We start from the raw sequence: 18,461 nt of genomic DNA, 5'->3' as shown, positions 1-18,461 counted from the left end.
GACAAACAAAAACTGTAATTAAAATGAATAAATAGAAAGTGAACAATGAAGGGAGATACATAGATGTTGGGTGGTTTTTCAAGAGATCTTGGTATCGATTTAGGTACCGCAAATACACTTGTGTACGTTAAGGGTAAAGGAGTCGTTGTCAGAGAGCCTTCAGTGGTTGCCATGCGTACCGATACTGGTACGATTGAAGCGGTGGGTAATGATGCTAAAAACATGATTGGCCGTACACCTGGGAATATAGTAGCGGTCCGGCCAATGAAAGACGGTGTGATTGCTGATTTTGACACAACTGCTACAATGATGAATTATTTTATTAATCAAGCTCAAAAAAACCGTTCCATGTTTACCCGTAAGCCCAATGTAATGGTCTGTGTGCCTTCAGGAATCACCGCCGTGGAAAAGAGAGCGGTTGAGGATGCGACGAAACAAGCCGGTGCCCGTGAGGCATTTACGATAGAAGAACCGTTTGCCGCTGCGATTGGTGCCGATTTACCTGTGTGGGAGCCAACCGGAAGCATGGTTGTCGACATTGGCGGCGGAACAACAGAAGTAGCTATTATCTCTTTAGGCGGCATCGTTACGAGCCAATCAATCAGAGTAGCTGGTGATGAGATGGATGATTCAATTATCAATCATGTGAAAAAAACGTACAACCTGATGATTGGAGAAAGAACGTCTGAAGCTCTTAAAATGGAAGTTGGGTCAGCAGGCTCACCTGAGGGAGTAGAGGATATGGAAATCAGGGGAAGAGATTTAGTGTCCGGTCTCCCTAAAACGATTTCCATTACAGCTGAAGAAATTTCAGGGGCACTCCAGGATACCGTGAGCACAATTGTGGAAAATGTAAAAAGTACGCTGGAACAGACTCCGCCGGAACTAGCGGCAGACATTATGGACCGGGGGATCGTTTTGACTGGCGGTGGGGCGCTGCTTCGGAATATGGATAAGGTGTTGAGTGAAGAAACAAACATGCCTGTCCATGTAGCAGAAAATCCTTTGGATTGTGTGGCAATTGGTACAGGAAAAGCACTTGAAAACTTGCATCTGTTTCATTCAAAAGCAGGCATTACTTCGCGATCTAACCGTAAGTTACAATAAAGTAGGTGTCCGTTTATGCCTCATTTCTTTTCAAATAAGCGCCTGATTATATTAATGGTTTCCATTATCATCCTGGTGGCATTGATCGGTTTTTCCCTCAGAGAAAGGGAAACAGTAACATGGCCTGAGCAGTTTGCCCGAGATTCCGTAGGCGTTGTACAATCAGTATTCAGCAGGCCCGCTCATTATGTAGCAGGCGTCTTTGAAAACGTGCAAGACTTACGTAATGTGTATGAAGAAAATCAATTGCTGAAATCCCGTCTTGATGAGTATGCAGCCACCTCAGCCGAGCTTCAAACTTTGAAGCAGGAAAATGAAACTTTAAAAAGCATGATAGATGCCGAAGAAAGTCTCTCTGATTACGTCATGCGTTCTGCCATGGTGATACATCGCTCACCTGACCAATGGACAGAGGTTATTGGAATTAACCGGGGTTCCCAGCATGGAATAGAAAGGAATATGGCTGTCATCACGCCTGAGGGGCTTGTTGGTAAGGTACAGAATGTCTCACAATTTACTTCAACAGTTCAACTATTATCTGATGATAGCCGAACAAACCGAGTTTCTGCTATGATTCACACAGATGAAGACCCGGTCTTTGCTTTTGTGGAAGGCTGGGATGAAGACAGGGAAGGTCTTCTACTCAGAAAGATTGAATCGGAAGCTGAAATAGAGCCGGGACAACTAGTCAGTACGTCGGGACTGGGAGGTATTTTTCCTCGCGGACTTGTTATTGGTGAGATTGTTGAAGTGGAACCGGATGAATATGGTCTTACTATGAACGCGGTTGTAGAGCCTGCAGCTAATTATCATAATATTGATTACGTAAGTGTCATAGAGCGAACAACCGATAATTTGGAAGATTCCATGCTGCAAGAATATTTAGAGGATGAAGCAGATGAATCGGAAGAAGCGATCGAAGAGCAAATGACAGAGGAGGGGGGAGAGTAATGAATCGGTATATTCTTCCTGCTCTCCTGGTTTTTTTATTTTTAATTGAAAGTACCTGGTTCCAAATTTTTTTTCCTCCTTCTTTAACTGAGGAGGCCATATTTGTTCCCAGGTTTGTATTAATAGTCATTGTGTTAATCTCGATTTTTCGCGGTCCTTTGATAGGTGTTTTATATGGCGTGGGAGCTGGAGTTTTTTATGATTTTGTATTTACAGATTTAATTGGAATATATATGTTTGGTTTGGGGCTTGTAGCCTATATATGTGCGTTTTCTTATACGTCGGTCAAGAGGAGCCTGCCTTTGCTTACTGGCGTTTTGTTGTTAGCAGTTATTATTTTTGAGATACTTACGTATGGACTGCATTCTGTAATTGGCCTGACAGCGATGGAGTGGGCTGTTTTTCTAAATACAAGACTGCTTCCATCTCTTTTATTAAATGGTGTGATCGGCATTCTTATGCTGTTTCCACTGCAGGCTTTCTTTGAAAAAATGGAAAAACAAGAGGAACTCAGGCAAAGATAGAAAAAAGTCGAAACATACGAGAAACACAGACTGCTATGCAGGAATATCACTTTTCTATGTGGAATGTATTACTGTTAACTGAAAAAACAACACAATGTATAGGTTTTGCCGCAACAAATTTTTTTTGGGGGGTCCCATTATGAAAAGAAACTTTTGGGGACCGTCCTTGGCTATACTAATGTGGAACATTGTAACTTAGGTATAAATTAGAAATGGGCCTCTAAATAGGATAACAACTGTTCAAAAGATAAAGAGCAGCATTGTAAATGAAAACTCTCAAAGCAACTTGGATGTGCCCGTAGAGGTGAGGCAGATGAAAACAGGTTCAAAACGAAATTTAGTGACGATTAAAGGTACCAAGGATGGGCTGACAATCCTTTTAGATGACCAGTGCTCTTTTGAAGCACTCATGGAAGAACTTACAGAAAAAGTAGCAGATAAGCAGGCGTTTGGCAATGGACCTGAAGTTGAAGTAAAAGTAGACACAGGGTATCGCTATTTGCAGGAGGATCATCGAAACAAAATCCAGCAGATCATTGAAGGTACAGGAGTCATAAAGATCCAGGACATCATTTCCCAGGTGATTTCCACTGAAGAAGCTGAAAAAATGAAAGAAGAATCCTCCATAACATCCATTGCTCGGATCATTAGATCAGGACAGGTTCTTCGCATTCAAGGTGATGCTCTTTTGTTAGGTGATATTAACCCTGGTGGTACAGTCGAGGCTACAGGGAATGTGTTTGTTATGGGAACCTTAAAAGGAACAGTCCGTGCCGGAGTAGATGGAAATGAGGATACTGTTATATGTGCTTCAGTGATGGAACCTAATCAGTTATCAATAGGTAACACCATTTATTATGCTCCTGATCGGTATGAGGATGAAAAAGATAATGAATATACAAATGAAGAACCGGTCTATGCATACATACATCGGGAAACAAAAGAAGTAGCTTTTGAAAAAACTCGACAGCTGGGTCAACTTTACCCGCATGTGGCAAACGGAACATTCGAAGGATTATAAAACGTGAGATCATATGAAGGTATAAATGTAAATTGTCATCTTACTTATCGAGGCAAAGACAGAAGAAACATTGATGAGAGAAGACAGCTGCTGTTACGTCAGTAAGGAGGAATTGCTGTGGGAGAGGCTATTGTTATTACATCGGGAAAAGGCGGAGTCGGTAAAACGACCACATCAGCGAACATTGGAACAGCCTTAGCATTGCAGGGGAAACATGTTTGTTTAGTAGATACAGATATCGGCCTTAGAAATTTGGATGTCATTATGGGGTTGGAGAATCGAATTATATATGATTTGGTAGATGTGGCAGAAGGCCGTTGTAAAGTCCCGCAAGCTCTTATTAAAGATAAGAGGTTTGACTGCCTGCATTTACTGCCGGCTGCTCAGACAAGTGACAAATCAGCAGTGGATGCTGATCAAATGAAAAAAATAGTTGAAGAACTTAAGCCGGATTATGATTATGTATTAATTGACTGTCCTGCTGGTATTGAACAAGGATACAAAAATGCAGTTGCCGGAGCAGATCGAGCGATTGTGGTGACAACGCCGGATGTAGCTGCAGTAAGAGATGCAGACCGGATTATTGGTCTTTTAGAACAGGAAAAATCAATTGAGCCTCCTAAATTAGTTGTAAATCGTGTGAAGACTCACATGATGAAAGAGGAAGATCTTCTTGATGTCGATGATGTGGTTTCTATTCTTGCAATTGATCTATTAGGAATGGTAGTTGATGATGAAGAGGTGTTAAGAGCTGCTCAAAAAGGTGAGCCTATTGCTACCAATCCCAATACAAAAGCAGCTATGTGTTATAGAAATATAGCACGGCGTATTTTAGGTGAATCTGTTCCTTTAATATCTATTGATGAGAAAAAGGGCTTCATGGCAAAAGTGAAAAGTTTTTTCGGAATGAGAGCCTAGTGAACTTCCCGTCTGGAACTCTGTGAGGATACAGTTTGTTCAGGCGGGTTTATTGACAACAATTAATCAAAAACATTTGATTAATTGTTGTCAATGGGTTCAGGTTGTTGTATAGTATATATAGATCAATAATATTTGATGAGGTGGAAAAATGGAAAAAGCGGCCGCTATTAAGACGTCGGAAGAAGCGTTTTCCCTTTATGAAAAAAAATTCAAAGCCCTTGCTGATCAAAAGCGTCTAATGATCATGTATGAATTAACCAGCCGTGGAGAAACGTGTGTGTGTGACTTGATGGACATTTTTGATATGTCTCAATCGAAGCTTTCATATCACTTGAAAGTATTAAAAGAAGCAGGGCTTATTCTTCAAGAAACAAAAGGAACGTGGAGCTATTACCGGCTCAACCAGCAGGAAGTAAATAAGCTATTATCTGAAGAGTTGTGCTGTCTGTTTCGTTGATATTGAAAGTAAAAAGTGACGTAAGTCATTTTTTTACTTTGTAAATCAAAAAAAATTGATTTAATAGGAGGGCAAAAAATGAACGCTCACATCGGTTTACATGTTACTAACCTGAAGAAATCCATTGATTTTTACACAGATCTTTTTGGAGAAAATCCTGTTAAGGTAAAAGAAAATTACGCTAAGTTTATGCCTGAAAATTTAGCTCTTATCTTCACTTTGAATCTTGTTAATGAAGTACATGGAAACCAAGTCGGTCACTTTGGAATTCAAGTGAAAAGTGGAGAAGTGCTCCTAAAACATAAAGAGCGTCTAGTTAAAGCAGGATCTCAGATTACAGAAGAAATGAACACAAACTGTTGTTATGCACTGCAGGATAAATTTTGGATAAATGACCCGGACGGTAATGAATGGGAGTTTTTTTATACAAAGAACAAGGATAGTCAAGAAGACCTGGATGATGTTGGTGGCTGCTATGTATCTCAATAGAAAATTGGTGCAGGAATGGACTGTCACATTAGCTTTTCAACTGAAATAATTTATGAACCTGGCATATAGGGTTCCCTTCTGGCAGAAACAAAGGTTATTTAAATTTCTGAGAGTCCCTATATTTTACCTGGCTTATCTGAATGTGGTATATTTTTAGTAAGAACCTCATTCTCCCTCCATTACCTTACCTAAACATCTTTGATTTCCTTATTTTAAAGGCTCTGTTAATGGCTAATGTTAATTTTTTGTAAGTCATTTTGTTGATATAAAAGCGTGAAGACCTTCGGGGATAGCAGGTGCAGAAGAAGCCAGCGAACGTTATCTAAAAGAAGCTGAAGGGGTCGCACTTGTACCTTAGGTGCAAGTAAGCGTCTTTTTTCAACAATCAACAACAAATTGTAACAAAGCCATTAAAAAAAGAGTATTGATTATGTTTTTTTCGGGAAAAGTATGAAATGGCGATAACTGGTCATACTGGATAAGAGATTTGTTAGGAAGTGCACTCTGAAGGGAGGGCCTGATATGATTAGCAAACATGAGTATTTAACACCTGAAGATATAGAAAAGCTTGAAAATCTCCAGGCTAAAGTCAAAGATGTTAATGAAGTTGAAGATCTTAAACGCTATACGACGCAAATGACAATCATCTACGAAAAAGCACGTTTGCGAAACAGTCTGCCAAAAGACGCGCAAGAGAATTAAGTTATCACTCTGATTTCAGGGGTGATTTTTTTTATGCAAATTACTATTAAACTATTGTTCAAATGATATGTTCTTTGACAGTATTTATACATAATTGACCTTCCTAAAATTAAATGGAAAAGACTTCTGCTTGCCGTTTCTATCTCTCCTCACTTCTGGAATAAAACAAAAGGACAAGTCATAAACATGAAGCAAGAGAATCCCGCCAGGGGAGGGGCCGATAATGTCTAAGAAGCTTTCCAAGGTTAAAAGAGAAGCAGATGCAAAGCGAAGAGGGATAGAAGGAAGGATGAGAGACAGGGAAAGAGAAAAAGAAAAAGACGTAACTCCCACCAATTTTGGCTATTACCCCAGTCATGATGAAATGCCTCAGCATGAGCCGGAATTTTACTCATGGAGAGAGACTGAACAAAAGACAGAAGCACAGCCCAAAAGCAGATATCTATTTGTGATGCAGGGCCTTGCTGCATTATGCTTATTCTTGCTTATCGGTATATTATTCAAAACAAGTCATCCAGCATTTGAAGGTGCCAGAGAATATATAGAAGCTTCCTATCAAAATGAATTTCAATTTGCTGCTGTTTCAAGTTGGTATGAAGAAAGATTTGGGGAACCTTTGGCACTTATGCCTAAGCCAGAGGACGAGCAACCAGCAGCAGAACCAGCAGATGCCTACCAGGCAGAATATGCTGTGCCTGCATCAGGAAAAGTAACAGAATCATTTACTGAAAATGGTAAAGGGATCATGCTTGAAACCATTGGTGCTGCTGATGTGGAAGCTGTGCGGGGAGGAATTGTCATTCATGCAGGCCCTCATGAAGAATGGGAATTAGCGGTAGCTGTGCAGCACTATGATGGTGGGGAATCATGGTATGGAATGCTGGAAGAAGTTGAAGTTAAGCTTTATGATCACATTCAAGCTGGTGAAAACATCGGGCAAGTGAATACTCAAGAAGGAAGTGAATCGGGAATATTTTACTTCGCGTTAAAAGAAGAGGATCAATACATTGATCCGAGCGAAGTGATTTCTTTTGATTAGCGTTTTGCAAAAAATACGAATCCATCCTCTATTTTGGGTAGTAATAGCAACTGGAATTGTGACAGGATACTTTTATGAAATTCTTATGTTATTTTTTATCGTTTTCGTTCATGAGCTGGGACACGCGTTTATGGCCCATAAGTATAAGTGGCGTATTAAAAAAATAGAGCTTCTTCCCTTCGGGGGAGTTGCCGAAATAAATGAATATGGAAACAGGCCGCTGAAAGAGGAAGTAGCTGTGACCATCGCCGGGCCAATTCAGCATGTGCTGCTGGCTGGCCTTTCCTTTATTATGCTGCTTACTCCATACTGGGATGCGGCAGACCATCAAACCTTTTTGTTTCATAATGGAGTTATTTTCTTCTTTAACCTTCTTCCTGTCTGGCCCCTTGATGGGGGTAAGCTCCTTTTTTTTGCCAGTACTGCTTTTATGCCTTATCGTAAAGCTCAAAAATATTTTCTTGTACTCTCCTTTTGCATTTTGGTATTTTTAACAATAGGTACAATTCTTTCATTCCCCTATCATTTACAATCATGGGTCATTTTGTTATTTCTATATATTTCTCATTATTTAGAACGGAAGCAGCAGCCGTATGGGTTTTTCAGGTTTTTATTAGAAAGAAACAGAATGTTTGTAAAGGGTGTTCTTCCATCAAGAACAGAAAAAGTCTCTCAACACACAAGACTGATTGATGCTGCTAAGATGATTCGAAAAAATGCACATACGATGTTCCTGATCGTAGAAAACGGGGAAAAGGTATCGGAAGAAGAGCTTCTTTATGGTATTACCAGAGAAAATGTTGGCATGAAGTCTTTCAGCACCTTCCTTACCTCAGACAAAAGGTAATGGAAGGTTTTTGTTATGGGAAGGATATGTTGAGGAGCAGATCGTTTATAATAGAGAGGAAAGCCAGGGAATAAGCCGGCAGAAGATCGGCTGTTTATGCATTTTATCATGTTTATCCGGGAAAAAGGAAAGGCAATGAAACAAACAGAGGTCTTATAATAAAGAAAAATCGGGATAGAGAGTCTCTTCGACAGGGGGCGCATACATTGAGAGAGGTTATTTTAAATACCGCAACTCTAGAAAAAAGAGCTGCAATTAAAGAAAATGGACAAGTAGCAGAAATTTTAATTGAAAGACAACAAGAAGAGCGTTTAGTAGGAAATGTCTACAAAGGCAGGGTAGTGAATGTACTCCCTGGCATGCAGGCGGCCTTTGTGGATATAGGCCGCAGTAAAAACGGATTTCTATATCGCGATGAGGTCCTTGCATATCAGCGGCTTAATGAAGAAGAGGATACAAAGAGAAAGAGAAACATCTCCGAATTTGTCCATGAGGGACAAGAAATCATTGTCCAGGTAACGAAAGAGGAGTTTGGCACCAAAGGAGCCCGTTTGACAGGAGTGGTCTCACTTCCGGGGAAATACATTGTATATATGCCCTCCGGCAACTATGTAGGGGTTTCTAAGAAGATGTCTGCTGAAGAAATAAGGGAAGAGTGGAGAAGACATGGGCACGATATGAAAAAAGCAGAGGAAGGAATGATTATTCGTACAATCTGTGAAGGGTTAGCTATTGATGACGTGAAAGAAGACCTGGCGTATTTACGAAAAGACTGGGAAGAAATATGTAACAGTGGCAGAGATGTTAAGCCTCCGGCTGTGCTTCATCAAGAAGGAGGCATAGTAGAAAGGATCATCAGGGACTTTCCCATTACTACTATCAGCCGTATTCTGGTCGACAATCCGGTGGACAGCCAGCACATCAAGCATCTTCTTCGGCACGACCCAAAAGATACACACAAGGTAGAATTGTATAAAGGAACAGAGAATATATTTTCTGTGCACGGAGTAGAAAAGGAACTTGAAAGAGCTCTCCGGAGGCAGGTATGGTTAAAAAACGGCTCCTATCTTATGATTGACCAGACAGAGGCCTTGACCGTTATTGATGTCAATACAGGAAGGTTTACTGGAAGTGACAATCTGCAGGAAACCATTAAGAAAACAAACATTGAAGCGATTAAGGAAATAACAAAGCAGCTCCGTCTAAGAGATATATCCGGGATTGTCATTATAGATTTTATTGATATGAAAAATGAGACAGACCAAGAGGAAGTTCTTCAGGCCTTTAAACATGCATTAAGAAAAGACCGAACGAAAACAAACGTAGCCGGGATGACCAAGCTTGGTCTCGTGGAGATGACGAGGAAAAAAGTTAGACAGAATTTAAATGATACTCTTTCAGATCGCTGTAGTGTGTGTGTTGGGAAAGGCACAGAACCATCTGCTGAAGCACTGGCTGCAAGAACTGATCGTCTTATTCATGAATATCGTTTCATGGAAGAGGAAGCTATGCTGTTAGAAGTGCCGGCTAAGGTTCTTTCTTTTTTAAATGATAAAAACAGCCACTACTATGTTCATGAACTGGAGAAACGGTATGGTTTTAAAATTTACCTGTCAGAAGCTCTCCCTCATATTCATGAGGAAATTCATGTGAGGCTGCTGGCAAGCGAGGAGACGGTGAAGGAGCGGGCAAAAAAATTAAAACGCAGTAAGTAAGGCGTATGATGTGATATTGACATTGGAATCTTATTTGTGATATGATCTTTTTTGTTAGTCGTTTGGTAAGCACCCAAACTACAACCGCACAAATGAAGGTTTTTAAGCCCGTCAGGCACCTGCATTGGCGAGTCTGAGTATAATAGGAGGTGCAGAAATGTACGCAATCATTGAAACTGGTGGTAAACAGATCAAAGTCGAAGAAGGCCAGGAAGTTTACATCGAAAAACTGGATGCTTCTGCAGGCGAAGAAGTAACTTTTGACAAAGTATTGGTTGTTGGCGGAGATGACATGAAAGTCGGCGCTCCATTTGTAGATGGTGCCAGTGTAACTGGAAAAGTTGACAAGCATGGCCGTCAAAAGAAAGTGATCGTATGGAAGTTCAAGAAAAGAAAGAACTACCGTCGTAAGATCGGTCACCGTCAGCCATATACTAAAGTTGTAATCAACAAAATTAATGCGTAAGGGACAATCACATGATTGAAATAGTGATTGAGCGGAATAGCAATCGTGCAATTCATTCGTTTTCCATGTCGGGGCACGCGGAATCCGGTCCTTATGGACAAGATATTGTCTGTGCAGGCGCTTCTGCAGTCTCCCTTGGAGCGGTGAATGGAATTTCCGCCTTATGCAATATTGAATTAGATGTAGATATGAGTGACAATGGGGGATATCTCCGCTGCACGGTTCCGTCTCATGTAAGCGGTCGTGTATTTGAGGATGTCCAGCTTCTATTAGAAGGAATGCTGGTGTCTCTTCACTCCATTGCCGAAGAATACGGCGATTACATGACTATTGCTGAAAATCAAGGAGGTGAATGACATGTTGAAAATGAATCTTCAGTTCTTCGCTCAGAAAAAAGGGGTAGGTAGTACAAAGAACGGTCGTGACTCTATCTCTAAGCGTCTTGGAACCAAGCGTGGAGACGGCCAATTTGTAACTGGCGGCTCTATCCTAGTTCGCCAAAGAGGAACGCGTATCTACCCAGGTACAAACGTTGGCATCGGCGGTGACGACACGTTGTTCTCAAAAGTAGACGGCGTTGTGAAGTTTGAGCGTCTTGGTAAAAAGCGCAAACAAGTAAGCGTATATCCAAAAGAAGCATAAGCAGAAAGAAACTCTCGGTCTAGTAATAGACCGGGAGTTTTTTTTAGAACTCTTTTGTTAAAGCGAGCGGAGGGAACAGCAGCAAAGCAGAAGGCAGCATGTTGAGACAAAAAGCAGCTGAAAAAGGTACAATGGAATCAGGGAGATTTTGAAAAGAATAACTAGGAGGTAAGCAATGAAAATTACGGTTATTGGATACTGGCACGGCTATCCGGGGGCCGGAGAAGCAACCTCTGGATATTTATTTGAAGAAGAAGGATACAAAATGCTGGTAGACTGTGGAAGTGGTGTTGTTTCATCTTTGCAGCAGTATATTGACTTAAAAGACCTGGATAGTGTAGTTCTTTCTCATTACCACAATGACCATATCGCAGACATTGGAGTCCTGCATTATCACAGAGTACTATCTTTTTACGGAGAAGGGGTTGAGAAACCATTAACCATATATGGACACCAGGAAGATTCACAAGGTTTTTCTGCTCTCTCCTATAAAAATCTGGCTGCCGCTTTTCCATACACAGATCAGGCAACTCTAATGGCAGGCCCTTTTACAATTACATTTGTGAAAACTTCTCATCCCGCTGCTTGTTACGGCATGCGAATTTCCACAGAAAAGGGTTCTGTATTTTATACAGCGGATACTGGATATATGCCCGCTCTTGCTTCCCATGCACAGGACTGTGACCTAATGATAGCTGAATGCAGTCTGTTTGCCGGACAAGACGGAACAGCAGCTGGCCACATGAACAGCCATGAAGCAGGAAAACTGGCAGATGCAGCGAAAGTAAAAGAACTTTTACTTACTCACCTTCCCCACTTTGGAAACCATAAGCAGCTGGTAAGTGAAGCGAAGGAATATTTTCAAGGCAATGTTGAAACTGCGCATGCCGGCTGGAAAAAAACAATTGAACAATAAACAAGGCAAGAAGCTTCCTGAATATACAGGGAGCTTTTTTAGTGCACTGCTGAAGAGGAGGACTACTAAGAGGATAAATTCTAACTATAAAACTGACAATGAGATAAATATAAAAAGTTTGAATTGTAAATTTACTTTTAATAAATTAATAGATTTCTTTGCGCAATCTTTACAATTTCACAATATCTCCTTTACGAAGCTTCCCTATAATTGCAATTGTGAGCGATAGATACATACATCGTGAGACAAAGAACATACCTATTGGGAGAAAAGGGAGGAAATTGACAGATGAACACAAAGAGTTGGCTCTTAGTTCTTTTGATGGCAGCGGCTGTGCCGGCTGTAGCGGCTTGTGGAGAAGGAGAAGAAGGGGGAGCTTCTGAGGAGGCTGCCACGAGCGGGGCGGAAGAAACAGAAGACAATGGCAGCGGGGAAGACAATGAGGCTGGTGAAGAACTTAGCGGAACCGTTGCAATTGACGGATCTGGCACCGTATACCCTTTAATGGCTCGGATTGCTGAAGAGTTTATGATAAATGAACAGGAAGGTGTAAGTGTGGAAGTCAGCCGCGCAGGAACAAGCGCGGGCATGCAAAGGTTTGTGAACGGTGAAACCGACTTATCAAATGCTTCCCGGGAAATTAGAGAGGAAGAAATTGAGGAACTAGAAGCAAACGGTATTGAATCGAGAGAATACAAAGTAGCGTTAGATGGATTAACGATTGTTATCCATCCAGGTAATGACTGGGCAAATGAAATGACAGAAGAAGAAATAAAAGAAATCTTTGTTACCGGAAATATCAATGAAAGTGATGAGATCATGTGGTCTGACATTCGCTCTGACTGGCCTGATGAACAGGTGAATTTCTACGGCCCTAATGAGAACCATGGAACCAACGAATTTTTTGTAGAGGAGATTATTGATGAACAGGATCTTGTCCAGACAATCAACCTTCAACAAGAGTATTCTACCCTTGTCACTTTAATTTCAGAGGATGAGAATGCCATTGGTTTCTTTGGCTATGGGTATTATGCGAATAATACAGATGAGCTTGAAGCAGTTGCGATTGACTTTGGAGACGGACCGGTAGAACCCTCTTTGGATACAATCGAAGAAGATGGGGAGTACGGGCCATTTACCCGGCCTGTTTTTACAAATGTGAGTATTAACTCTGCACAAGAAAAGCCAGAAGTAAAAGCATTCGCTGAATATGTATTTGAAGTAGCCGATGATTTGGCTGGTGACACTGGATTTGCTCCTCTTCCAGAGGAAGAGCTCAATGAACAGCTTGAAGATGTACAATCTATTCAATAGGTTTCATAAGGAAAAGCAGATGAGAAGCAGCTTTGCTTTTCATCTGTTTATAAATATTCACAAAATGTGACGGTTCGTTGTGAAAGGAGGCAGCTGCTTGTGCCAAAGACATCAAGCGTGCAAGATATCATTAAAAACAAAAAACAGTCCAAAAATGCGTTACGAATTGTTGAAAAAACGATTCCGGTATTATTATTTGCAGCTGCATTTGTATCGGTAATCACTACTGTAGGAATTGTTTTTACTCTTATAGGCGAAACAATCATGTTTTTTAGAGAGGTATCATTTTTTGAATTTTTTTCAGGAACGGTTTTGAGGCCCCTTAGCCCGGTTGATCCTCAATTTAGTATACTCCCTTTAATCATGGGGACGTTGATGACTACTCTAATAGCTGTCCTGGTGGCTGTGCCGATTGGCCTGACCACAGCTATTTATTTAAGCGAATATGCTTCGAAGAGAGCAAGAAAAGTGTTGAAGCCAATGATTGAAGTTTTAGCAGGAATACCAACAATTGTTTATGGTTTCTTTGCCTTTACATTCGTGACTCCAGTCTTAAGAGATGTCATTCCAGGACTATCAGCTACCAATGCGTTAAGCCCGGGCATCGTCATGGGAATAATGATCATCCCACTTGTGGCTTCTCTTTCTGAAGATGCTATGAATTCTGTGCCGAATTCCATGAGAGAAGGGGCAATGGCATTAGGTGCCACCCAATTAGAAGTGACGTTTCGTGTTGTTATTCCTGCTGCAATTTCAGGCATTATTGCCTCCTTTGTCTTGGGCATTTCCAGAGCGATTGGCGAGACAATGATTGTTACGATTGCAAGCGGGAGTTCTAAAAATTTAACCTTTGATATCACCCAATCCATGCAGACAATGACTGCTTACATTGTAGAAGTTACCAGTGGAGATGCCGCAGCGGGTACTCCTATATACTACAGTATTTATGCAGTGGCCATGACGTTATTCGTTTTTACTTTGACCATGAATATGCTTGCAAGATACATCAGCAAGAGATTCAGGGAGGTGTATTAAGCAATTGAGCATAAAGCAGCCAGAAATGAAACAAGAGGAATATATTGATCTTGACCTTGTAAACCGAAAAATGAACAAGCGTCTCATGTTGAATAAAGTAGTAAAGTACTTGTTCCTGGTTTCTACATTTATAGGGCTGGTCGTCCTGGCTATTCTGTTATATCGCGTAACTATGGACAGCGCAGGCTGGATTGATTGGCAGTTTTTAACTGACAGATTTTCAACAAATCCGGAGATTGCCGGGATCAGAGGGGCTATTACAGGGACTTTATGGCTGATGCTTATAGTGGGGCCTGTAACTATGATACTTGGCATAAGTACTGCCATTTATTTAGAAGAGTATGCCAAAAGGGGGCGTCTCCATTCTTTTATCCAAACCAACATTGCTAATTTAGCAGGTGTCCCCTCTATTGTTTTTGGTATTTTAGGACTTACTGTATTTGTAAGAATGTTTGGCTTTGGGGCGAGCGTCCTTGCTGGTGCTTTAACGATGTCGCTCCTTGTTCTGCCAATTGTCGTAGTTTCCGCTCAGGAAGCCATTCGATCTGTGCCAGGATTTCTGCGTGAAGCGTCTTACGGGATGGGGGCAACAAAGTGGCAGACGATAAAGAATGTAGTACTTCCTGCTTCCATACCTGGGATTGCTACAGGAGTAATCCTTGCACTTTCCCGAGCTATAGGGGAGACAGCACCACTTGTAGTCCTGGGTATTCCTGCATTGTTAATTCCTGTACCCTCGGGGCCAATGGACAACTTTACAGCTCTGCCAATGCAAATATATTACTGGACCATTGATGCTGTGCTCGTTCATGAATACGCGAACTTAGCTGCAGCTACTATCGTTGTCCTGCTTCTCGTTTTGTTTTTATTAAATTCTTTGGCAATCCTCATTCGGGCAAAGTTTCAAAAGCGATATTAATTTTAAGGAGACTGATTGATCATGGAGACAACCTTACGGAAATACCGTGAAATTAAAATTGAGAAAAAGCAAAATGAATCGCCGGTGTCGAAGGATAACAAAGTGATATATGATACAAGAGGCCTAAATTTATGGTACGGGGAGACTCAGGCATTAAAAAACATTGACCTGCCTATTCAGGAAAATCATGTAACAGCGATTATCGGTCCATCAGGATGCGGGAAATCTACGTATATTAAAACATTAAATAGAATGGTTGAACTTGTTCCTAGTGTGAGAACCGCCGGTGAAATCCTTTACAGAGGCAAGAATATTTTTGAGCGCTCTTACCGTGTAGAAGAGCTTCGCACCCGTGTAGGAATGGTATTTCAAAAGCCAAACCCATTCCCAAAATCTATTTTTGAAAACGTGGCTTATGGGCCAAAGGTGCATGGAATTAGAGATAAGAAGATTCTTAAGGATATAGTGGAGAAAAGCTTAAAGGGAGCGGCAATTTGGGATGAAGTGAAGGATCGATTAAATGAAAATGCTTACGGGTTATCCGGAGGCCAGCAACAGAGACTATGTATTGCAAGGTGCCTGGCTATTGAACCGGATGTTATTTTAATGGACGAACCAACGTCAGCGTTGGATCCAAAATCTACTCTTAAAGTAGAAGAGCTCGTACAGGAGCTGAAGAAAAATTACTCCATTGTTATTGTCACCCATAATATGCAGCAGGCAGCTCGTATTTCTGATAAAACAGCCTTTTTCCTAAATGGAGAGGTGGTAGAGTTTGACCAGACAGACAGAGTGTTTTCCACTCCTCAAGATTTACGGACTGAAGATTATATTACAGGCCGTTTTGGATAAAAGAAAGTGAGGGGTAGCATTGGGTATGAGAGAGCATTATATGAAAGAGCTGGAGAATTTACGGTCTACCCTTTTAGAAATGGGTGAACTCGCAACTGACGCTTTTGAGCAAGTTATTTACGCCTTGCGTAATAATGACCAGATTATGACTGAATATGTTATATCCAGTGATTATGTGATTAATCAAAAGGAAACCTCTATCAATGAAACAGTTACTCTTATAATTGCAAAACAGCAGCCTGTAGCAAGCGACTTGCGATCGGTGATTGTTGCACTGAAAATTTCCAGTGACCTTGAACGAGTAGGGGACTTGGCAGTAGATATGGCCAAAGGAGGAAAGCGCCTAAAAAAAGGAGCTTTAACAGACGAAAGAATAGAGTTATGTGTCCTTGCAGAACAAGCGTGCGACATGCTTAAGAAAGCCTTGCGTGCATACAATGAAGGAAATGTTCTTGCAGCCCAAAGAATAGCACAGGAAGATGACTTAATTGATACGAAGTATGCTTTATTTATTCGAAATCTCTTTCAGCTTGTCCCTAACACAGGAATAGTTGAGGAAGTCACACAGTTAGCATTTATTGGGCGGTACATTGAGAGAATTGCTGACTATGCAACAAATATTGCTGAATGGATTGTTTATGAGGCAAACGGAAAGTATTTCGATCTTAATTAAAAAGAGACAGAAAAAAGAGGAAATCTTATATTGTCTTTTGTGTCTCCTCTTTTATCTCTCTATTGTATGACGGTTTTGCAAACAAATGATAAATTTCGTCGTTAATAGTTTGTCTTCCTTCTAACTTGTATTATAATGAAGCAGGGTAATTACTTACACTTACATACATTACAGGAGGAAGAAACATGCTGGACATAATGCTCAATATCCACCGCTCAGTTTGGCTTTTACTTGTTATCGTTTTTGTGATTGCGTACATAAACCTAACAAAAGGCAAAGAAAAAGGGTATAAGATTCCTCATCATATCGCTCGTTTGTTTTATGTACTTATGATCGTTTCAGGTGTTTATTTATTAATTTCTTATGGCTTTCCGATTAACTATACTGTTAAATCGATCTTGGCTCTTTGGCTTATCTATTTAATGGAAGTAATCCTTGGCCGTACAAAAAGAGGAGAGCTTACCGGGAGTCAGCGTACGTACTACTGGGTGCAGTTTGCGATTGCTCTTATTCTCATAATCATGATAGGCTACAATGTTATACTATAAAAACACAGCGGGTTGCCCGCTGTGTTTTTTGTATGCTTATGAAATTTTCTGTGCTACCTGAAGTTTCCTATTAGTATAAATAAGAAGGTAAGTCAGCTAAATTTTAGAGGCGGGGAGAGCAGGAACGTGCAATTTCATTTCCTTGGTTTTACGGTAAGTTTCCAGAATAGAGTGTACACAGTGAAAGAACAAGAAAAAGCGTTTCGCGTGTCTGCTTTAGATAAGCGATTCTATGAAGGGAGGGAGTTGGCTTTTTTAAAGTATCTTAGAAACAAGGGAAGTGCAATTTAACTAAGCTGAAGCTGATATTCAAGAGGCTGTGACAAGGCCCAGATAATGACTCATCATCGGTGAGAGCTCTTTTTTTGTTTTCAGTATTCTATTGGCTGTTTGTTCAAAGATACACTTGCATGCACCTAAAGGTACAAGTGCGCCCTCCGTTCAAGCTTCATTTCACTCTCATTCACGGTGTCTTCTATGCTGGAGACAAGGTTTCAGCTAACCGGGGAAGATTACCCCGCTGGATCTCCGGGGAGTGATCTCGGGATTTTGGAACAATCAACGACAGCCCTACAGCAATTTTATATCCAAAAATAAGGCTCCAATTATCAAAAACGATAATTGGAGCCTTATTTATTTTGGTGAGACAGTTTTGTCCCAGACTCTTATTATTAGCTCTAGGAATTAGGGTCAATAATTTGTGAACGGAATTGACCTTTAAGCTTTTCTTCGTAATATTGCTCTCTATCATCAACGGTCTGTGAGGAAAGAGCAACATAAATGTGACTGGGAATATCGTGAAAGATATGGGTGACGTTGTTGTCAAACTTAACATACAAGGTATACGTTTTTTCATCATAGCTGACTGAGTTGATAGTGGCTCCTGCTACATGATCACTTCTATTTGTCATCTGTCAGCCTCCTCTTTAGTAGAATTTATCTTACCCTTTCCCTTTAGTCTCCGGGAGAAAACTTTATATTCAGGGCTATGAAAATATCGTATGCAAAAGGAAAGAGTGAAAAGAATTGTAATTTAGTCGATATGAAGAATAAGGAAAAATGATGAGCAGGTAAGTCTTCCTTTAATAATGGTTCTGTTCTATGCAAGGGAAATGTTGATTTTTTATAAGTGATTGATTGTAGATAAAAGCGCGAGACACCTTATCCCACGAGCCGAAGATCCCGCATGATGTTTTTTCTAAGGAAGACGAAACCATGCCCGAGGCGTAAAAGACACCGGGAATGCAAGTGAAGAGATCTCACACTTGTAACTTTGGGTGCAAGGAAGCATCTTTTACCGAAAAATCAACAACAAAATGTAAC

Annotated in this window: 22 protein-coding genes and 1 other annotated feature; of the genes, 21 read left to right on the top strand and 1 reads right to left on the bottom strand. The window is 40.7% G+C overall.

The annotated features are described in order from the left end of the window. The first annotated feature begins 63 nt into the window (after nt 1-63). From CEF17_RS12275 to CEF17_RS12175, 21 genes are all read left to right on the top strand, one after another. A complete protein-coding gene (locus CEF17_RS12275) occupies nt 64-1,107 on the top strand; it encodes a rod shape-determining protein (protein ID WP_100399778.1) in 1,044 nt (347 codons plus the stop codon). Nucleotides 1,108-1,122: 15 nt separating this feature from the next. Then, nucleotides 1,123-2,058 (top strand): rod shape-determining protein MreC, encoded by a 936-nt coding sequence (gene mreC, locus CEF17_RS12270; protein ID WP_100399777.1) that lies wholly within the window; start codon nt 1,123-1,125, stop codon nt 2,056-2,058. Next, on the top strand, nt 2,058-2,582 hold the full coding sequence (gene mreD / locus CEF17_RS12265; protein ID WP_054635059.1) for a rod shape-determining protein MreD: 525 nt from the start codon (nt 2,058-2,060) through the stop codon (nt 2,580-2,582). Before mreC ends, mreD begins: the two co-directional genes overlap by 1 nt. A gap of 313 nt (nt 2,583-2,895) precedes the next feature. Further along, entirely contained in the window at nt 2,896-3,603 is a 708-nt protein-coding gene (gene minC / locus CEF17_RS12260) for a septum site-determining protein MinC (protein ID WP_100399776.1), read from the top strand. Nucleotides 3,604-3,720: 117 nt separating this feature from the next. Beyond that, nucleotides 3,721-4,521, top strand: a complete 801-nt coding sequence (gene minD, locus CEF17_RS12255; RefSeq protein ID WP_100399775.1) for a septum site-determining protein MinD — start codon at nt 3,721-3,723, stop codon at nt 4,519-4,521. A 151-nt stretch (nt 4,522-4,672) separates the two neighbouring features. Then, complete coding sequence (locus CEF17_RS12250) at nt 4,673-4,981, top strand: ArsR/SmtB family transcription factor (RefSeq protein ID WP_100399774.1); 309 nt, start codon at nt 4,673-4,675, stop codon at nt 4,979-4,981. Nucleotides 4,982-5,059: 78 nt separating this feature from the next. Further along, nucleotides 5,060-5,470 (top strand): ArsI/CadI family heavy metal resistance metalloenzyme, encoded by a 411-nt coding sequence (locus CEF17_RS12245; RefSeq protein ID WP_100399773.1) that lies wholly within the window; start codon nt 5,060-5,062, stop codon nt 5,468-5,470. A gap of 522 nt (nt 5,471-5,992) precedes the next feature. Beyond that, nucleotides 5,993-6,172 carry a hypothetical protein gene (locus CEF17_RS12240; RefSeq protein ID WP_100399772.1) on the top strand — a complete coding sequence of 60 codons (180 nt, stop codon included), beginning with the start codon at nt 5,993-5,995 and terminating at the stop codon, nt 6,170-6,172. 223 nt (nt 6,173-6,395) lie between these two features. Then, entirely contained in the window at nt 6,396-7,211 is an 816-nt protein-coding gene (locus CEF17_RS12235; protein ID WP_100399771.1) for a M23 family metallopeptidase, read from the top strand. Next, nucleotides 7,204-8,058 (top strand): M50 family metallopeptidase, encoded by an 855-nt coding sequence (locus CEF17_RS12230; protein ID WP_100399770.1) that lies wholly within the window; start codon nt 7,204-7,206, stop codon nt 8,056-8,058. Before CEF17_RS12235 ends, CEF17_RS12230 begins: the two co-directional genes overlap by 8 nt. Before the next feature lie 206 nt (nt 8,059-8,264). Continuing rightward, complete coding sequence (locus CEF17_RS12225) at nt 8,265-9,773, top strand: Rne/Rng family ribonuclease (RefSeq protein WP_157843029.1); 1,509 nt, start codon at nt 8,265-8,267, stop codon at nt 9,771-9,773. A gap of 72 nt (nt 9,774-9,845) precedes the next feature. Next, nucleotides 9,846-9,918: a sequence feature (ribosomal protein L21 leader region), on the top strand. 12 nt (nt 9,919-9,930) lie between these two features. Continuing rightward, nucleotides 9,931-10,239: a 50S ribosomal protein L21 gene (gene rplU / locus CEF17_RS12220; protein WP_054635051.1), complete on the top strand. Its 309-nt coding sequence runs from the start codon at nt 9,931-9,933 to the stop codon at nt 10,237-10,239. 11 nt (nt 10,240-10,250) lie between these two features. Next, nucleotides 10,251-10,595 carry a ribosomal-processing cysteine protease Prp gene (locus tag CEF17_RS12215; RefSeq protein ID WP_100399768.1) on the top strand — a complete coding sequence of 115 codons (345 nt, stop codon included), beginning with the start codon at nt 10,251-10,253 and terminating at the stop codon, nt 10,593-10,595. 1 nt (nt 10,596) lies between these two features. Then, nucleotides 10,597-10,881 carry a 50S ribosomal protein L27 gene (gene rpmA, locus CEF17_RS12210; RefSeq protein ID WP_100399767.1) on the top strand — a complete coding sequence of 95 codons (285 nt, stop codon included), beginning with the start codon at nt 10,597-10,599 and terminating at the stop codon, nt 10,879-10,881. Between the two features lie 175 nt (nt 10,882-11,056). After that, the gene (locus CEF17_RS12205; RefSeq protein ID WP_100399766.1) at nt 11,057-11,797 is read left to right on the top strand and encodes an MBL fold metallo-hydrolase; all 741 of its coding nucleotides are present in this window, start codon (nt 11,057-11,059) and stop codon (nt 11,795-11,797) included. A 288-nt stretch (nt 11,798-12,085) separates the two neighbouring features. After that, complete coding sequence (locus CEF17_RS12200) at nt 12,086-13,111, top strand: phosphate ABC transporter substrate-binding protein PstS family protein (protein ID WP_100399765.1); 1,026 nt, start codon at nt 12,086-12,088, stop codon at nt 13,109-13,111. Nucleotides 13,112-13,210: 99 nt separating this feature from the next. Beyond that, nucleotides 13,211-14,146, top strand: coding sequence for a phosphate ABC transporter permease subunit PstC (gene pstC / locus CEF17_RS12195; protein ID WP_100399764.1), 936 nt, complete (start codon nt 13,211-13,213; stop codon nt 14,144-14,146). Nucleotides 14,147-14,171: 25 nt separating this feature from the next. Further along, entirely contained in the window at nt 14,172-15,065 is an 894-nt protein-coding gene (gene pstA / locus CEF17_RS12190) for a phosphate ABC transporter permease PstA (RefSeq protein WP_232725579.1), read from the top strand. A 21-nt stretch (nt 15,066-15,086) separates the two neighbouring features. Next, a complete protein-coding gene (pstB, locus tag CEF17_RS12185) occupies nt 15,087-15,917 on the top strand; it encodes a phosphate ABC transporter ATP-binding protein PstB (RefSeq protein ID WP_100399763.1) in 831 nt (276 codons plus the stop codon). 25 nt (nt 15,918-15,942) lie between these two features. Then, nucleotides 15,943-16,590, top strand: a complete 648-nt coding sequence (gene phoU / locus CEF17_RS12180) for a phosphate signaling complex protein PhoU (RefSeq protein WP_232725498.1) — start codon at nt 15,943-15,945, stop codon at nt 16,588-16,590. A gap of 185 nt (nt 16,591-16,775) precedes the next feature. Next, the gene (locus CEF17_RS12175) at nt 16,776-17,138 is read left to right on the top strand and encodes a DUF1516 family protein (protein ID WP_054635045.1); all 363 of its coding nucleotides are present in this window, start codon (nt 16,776-16,778) and stop codon (nt 17,136-17,138) included. Between the two features lie 677 nt (nt 17,139-17,815). Here the strand turns inward: CEF17_RS12175 and CEF17_RS12170 are convergent. Beyond that, a complete protein-coding gene (locus CEF17_RS12170) occupies nt 17,816-18,049 on the bottom strand; it encodes a KTSC domain-containing protein (RefSeq protein WP_100399761.1) in 234 nt (77 codons plus the stop codon). Between the last annotated feature and the right edge of the window lie 412 nt (nt 18,050-18,461).

This window comes from Bacillus sp. FJAT-44742 (assembly GCF_002797315.1).
Lineage (GTDB): Bacteria > Bacillota > Bacilli > Bacillales > Marinococcaceae > Thalassorhabdus > Thalassorhabdus alkalitolerans.
Note: the sequence above shows the minus strand (reverse complement) of the source record. Positions and strands in the feature narration are given on the sequence as shown.

What these genes read in the sequence shown, in the direction of transcription:
- CEF17_RS12275 (WP_100399778.1), top strand. Translation starts at nt 64, where the DNA reads ATGTTGGGTGGTTTTTCAAGAGATCTTGGTATCGATTTAGGTACCGCA.
- mreC (WP_100399777.1), top strand. Translation starts at nt 1,123, where the DNA reads ATGCCTCATTTCTTTTCAAATAAGCGCCTGATTATATTAATGGTTTCC.
- mreD (WP_054635059.1), top strand. Translation starts at nt 2,058, where the DNA reads ATGAATCGGTATATTCTTCCTGCTCTCCTGGTTTTTTTATTTTTAATT.
- minC (WP_100399776.1), top strand. Translation starts at nt 2,896, where the DNA reads ATGAAAACAGGTTCAAAACGAAATTTAGTGACGATTAAAGGTACCAAG.
- CEF17_RS12250 (WP_100399774.1), top strand. Translation starts at nt 4,673, where the DNA reads ATGGAAAAAGCGGCCGCTATTAAGACGTCGGAAGAAGCGTTTTCCCTT.
- CEF17_RS12245 (WP_100399773.1), top strand. Translation starts at nt 5,060, where the DNA reads ATGAACGCTCACATCGGTTTACATGTTACTAACCTGAAGAAATCCATT.
- CEF17_RS12240 (WP_100399772.1), top strand. Translation starts at nt 5,993, where the DNA reads ATGATTAGCAAACATGAGTATTTAACACCTGAAGATATAGAAAAGCTT.
- CEF17_RS12235 (WP_100399771.1), top strand. Translation starts at nt 6,396, where the DNA reads ATGTCTAAGAAGCTTTCCAAGGTTAAAAGAGAAGCAGATGCAAAGCGA.
- rplU (WP_054635051.1), top strand. Translation starts at nt 9,931, where the DNA reads ATGTACGCAATCATTGAAACTGGTGGTAAACAGATCAAAGTCGAAGAA.
- CEF17_RS12215 (WP_100399768.1), top strand. Translation starts at nt 10,251, where the DNA reads ATGATTGAAATAGTGATTGAGCGGAATAGCAATCGTGCAATTCATTCG.
- rpmA (WP_100399767.1), top strand. Translation starts at nt 10,597, where the DNA reads ATGTTGAAAATGAATCTTCAGTTCTTCGCTCAGAAAAAAGGGGTAGGT.
- CEF17_RS12205 (WP_100399766.1), top strand. Translation starts at nt 11,057, where the DNA reads ATGAAAATTACGGTTATTGGATACTGGCACGGCTATCCGGGGGCCGGA.
- CEF17_RS12200 (WP_100399765.1), top strand. Translation starts at nt 12,086, where the DNA reads ATGAACACAAAGAGTTGGCTCTTAGTTCTTTTGATGGCAGCGGCTGTG.
- pstA (WP_232725579.1), top strand. Translation starts at nt 14,172, where the DNA reads ATGAAACAAGAGGAATATATTGATCTTGACCTTGTAAACCGAAAAATG.
- pstB (WP_100399763.1), top strand. Translation starts at nt 15,087, where the DNA reads ATGGAGACAACCTTACGGAAATACCGTGAAATTAAAATTGAGAAAAAG.
- phoU (WP_232725498.1), top strand. Translation starts at nt 15,943, where the DNA reads ATGAGAGAGCATTATATGAAAGAGCTGGAGAATTTACGGTCTACCCTT.
- CEF17_RS12175 (WP_054635045.1), top strand. Translation starts at nt 16,776, where the DNA reads ATGCTGGACATAATGCTCAATATCCACCGCTCAGTTTGGCTTTTACTT.
- CEF17_RS12170 (WP_100399761.1), bottom strand. Translation starts at nt 18,049, where the DNA reads ATGACAAATAGAAGTGATCATGTAGCAGGAGCCACTATCAACTCAGTC.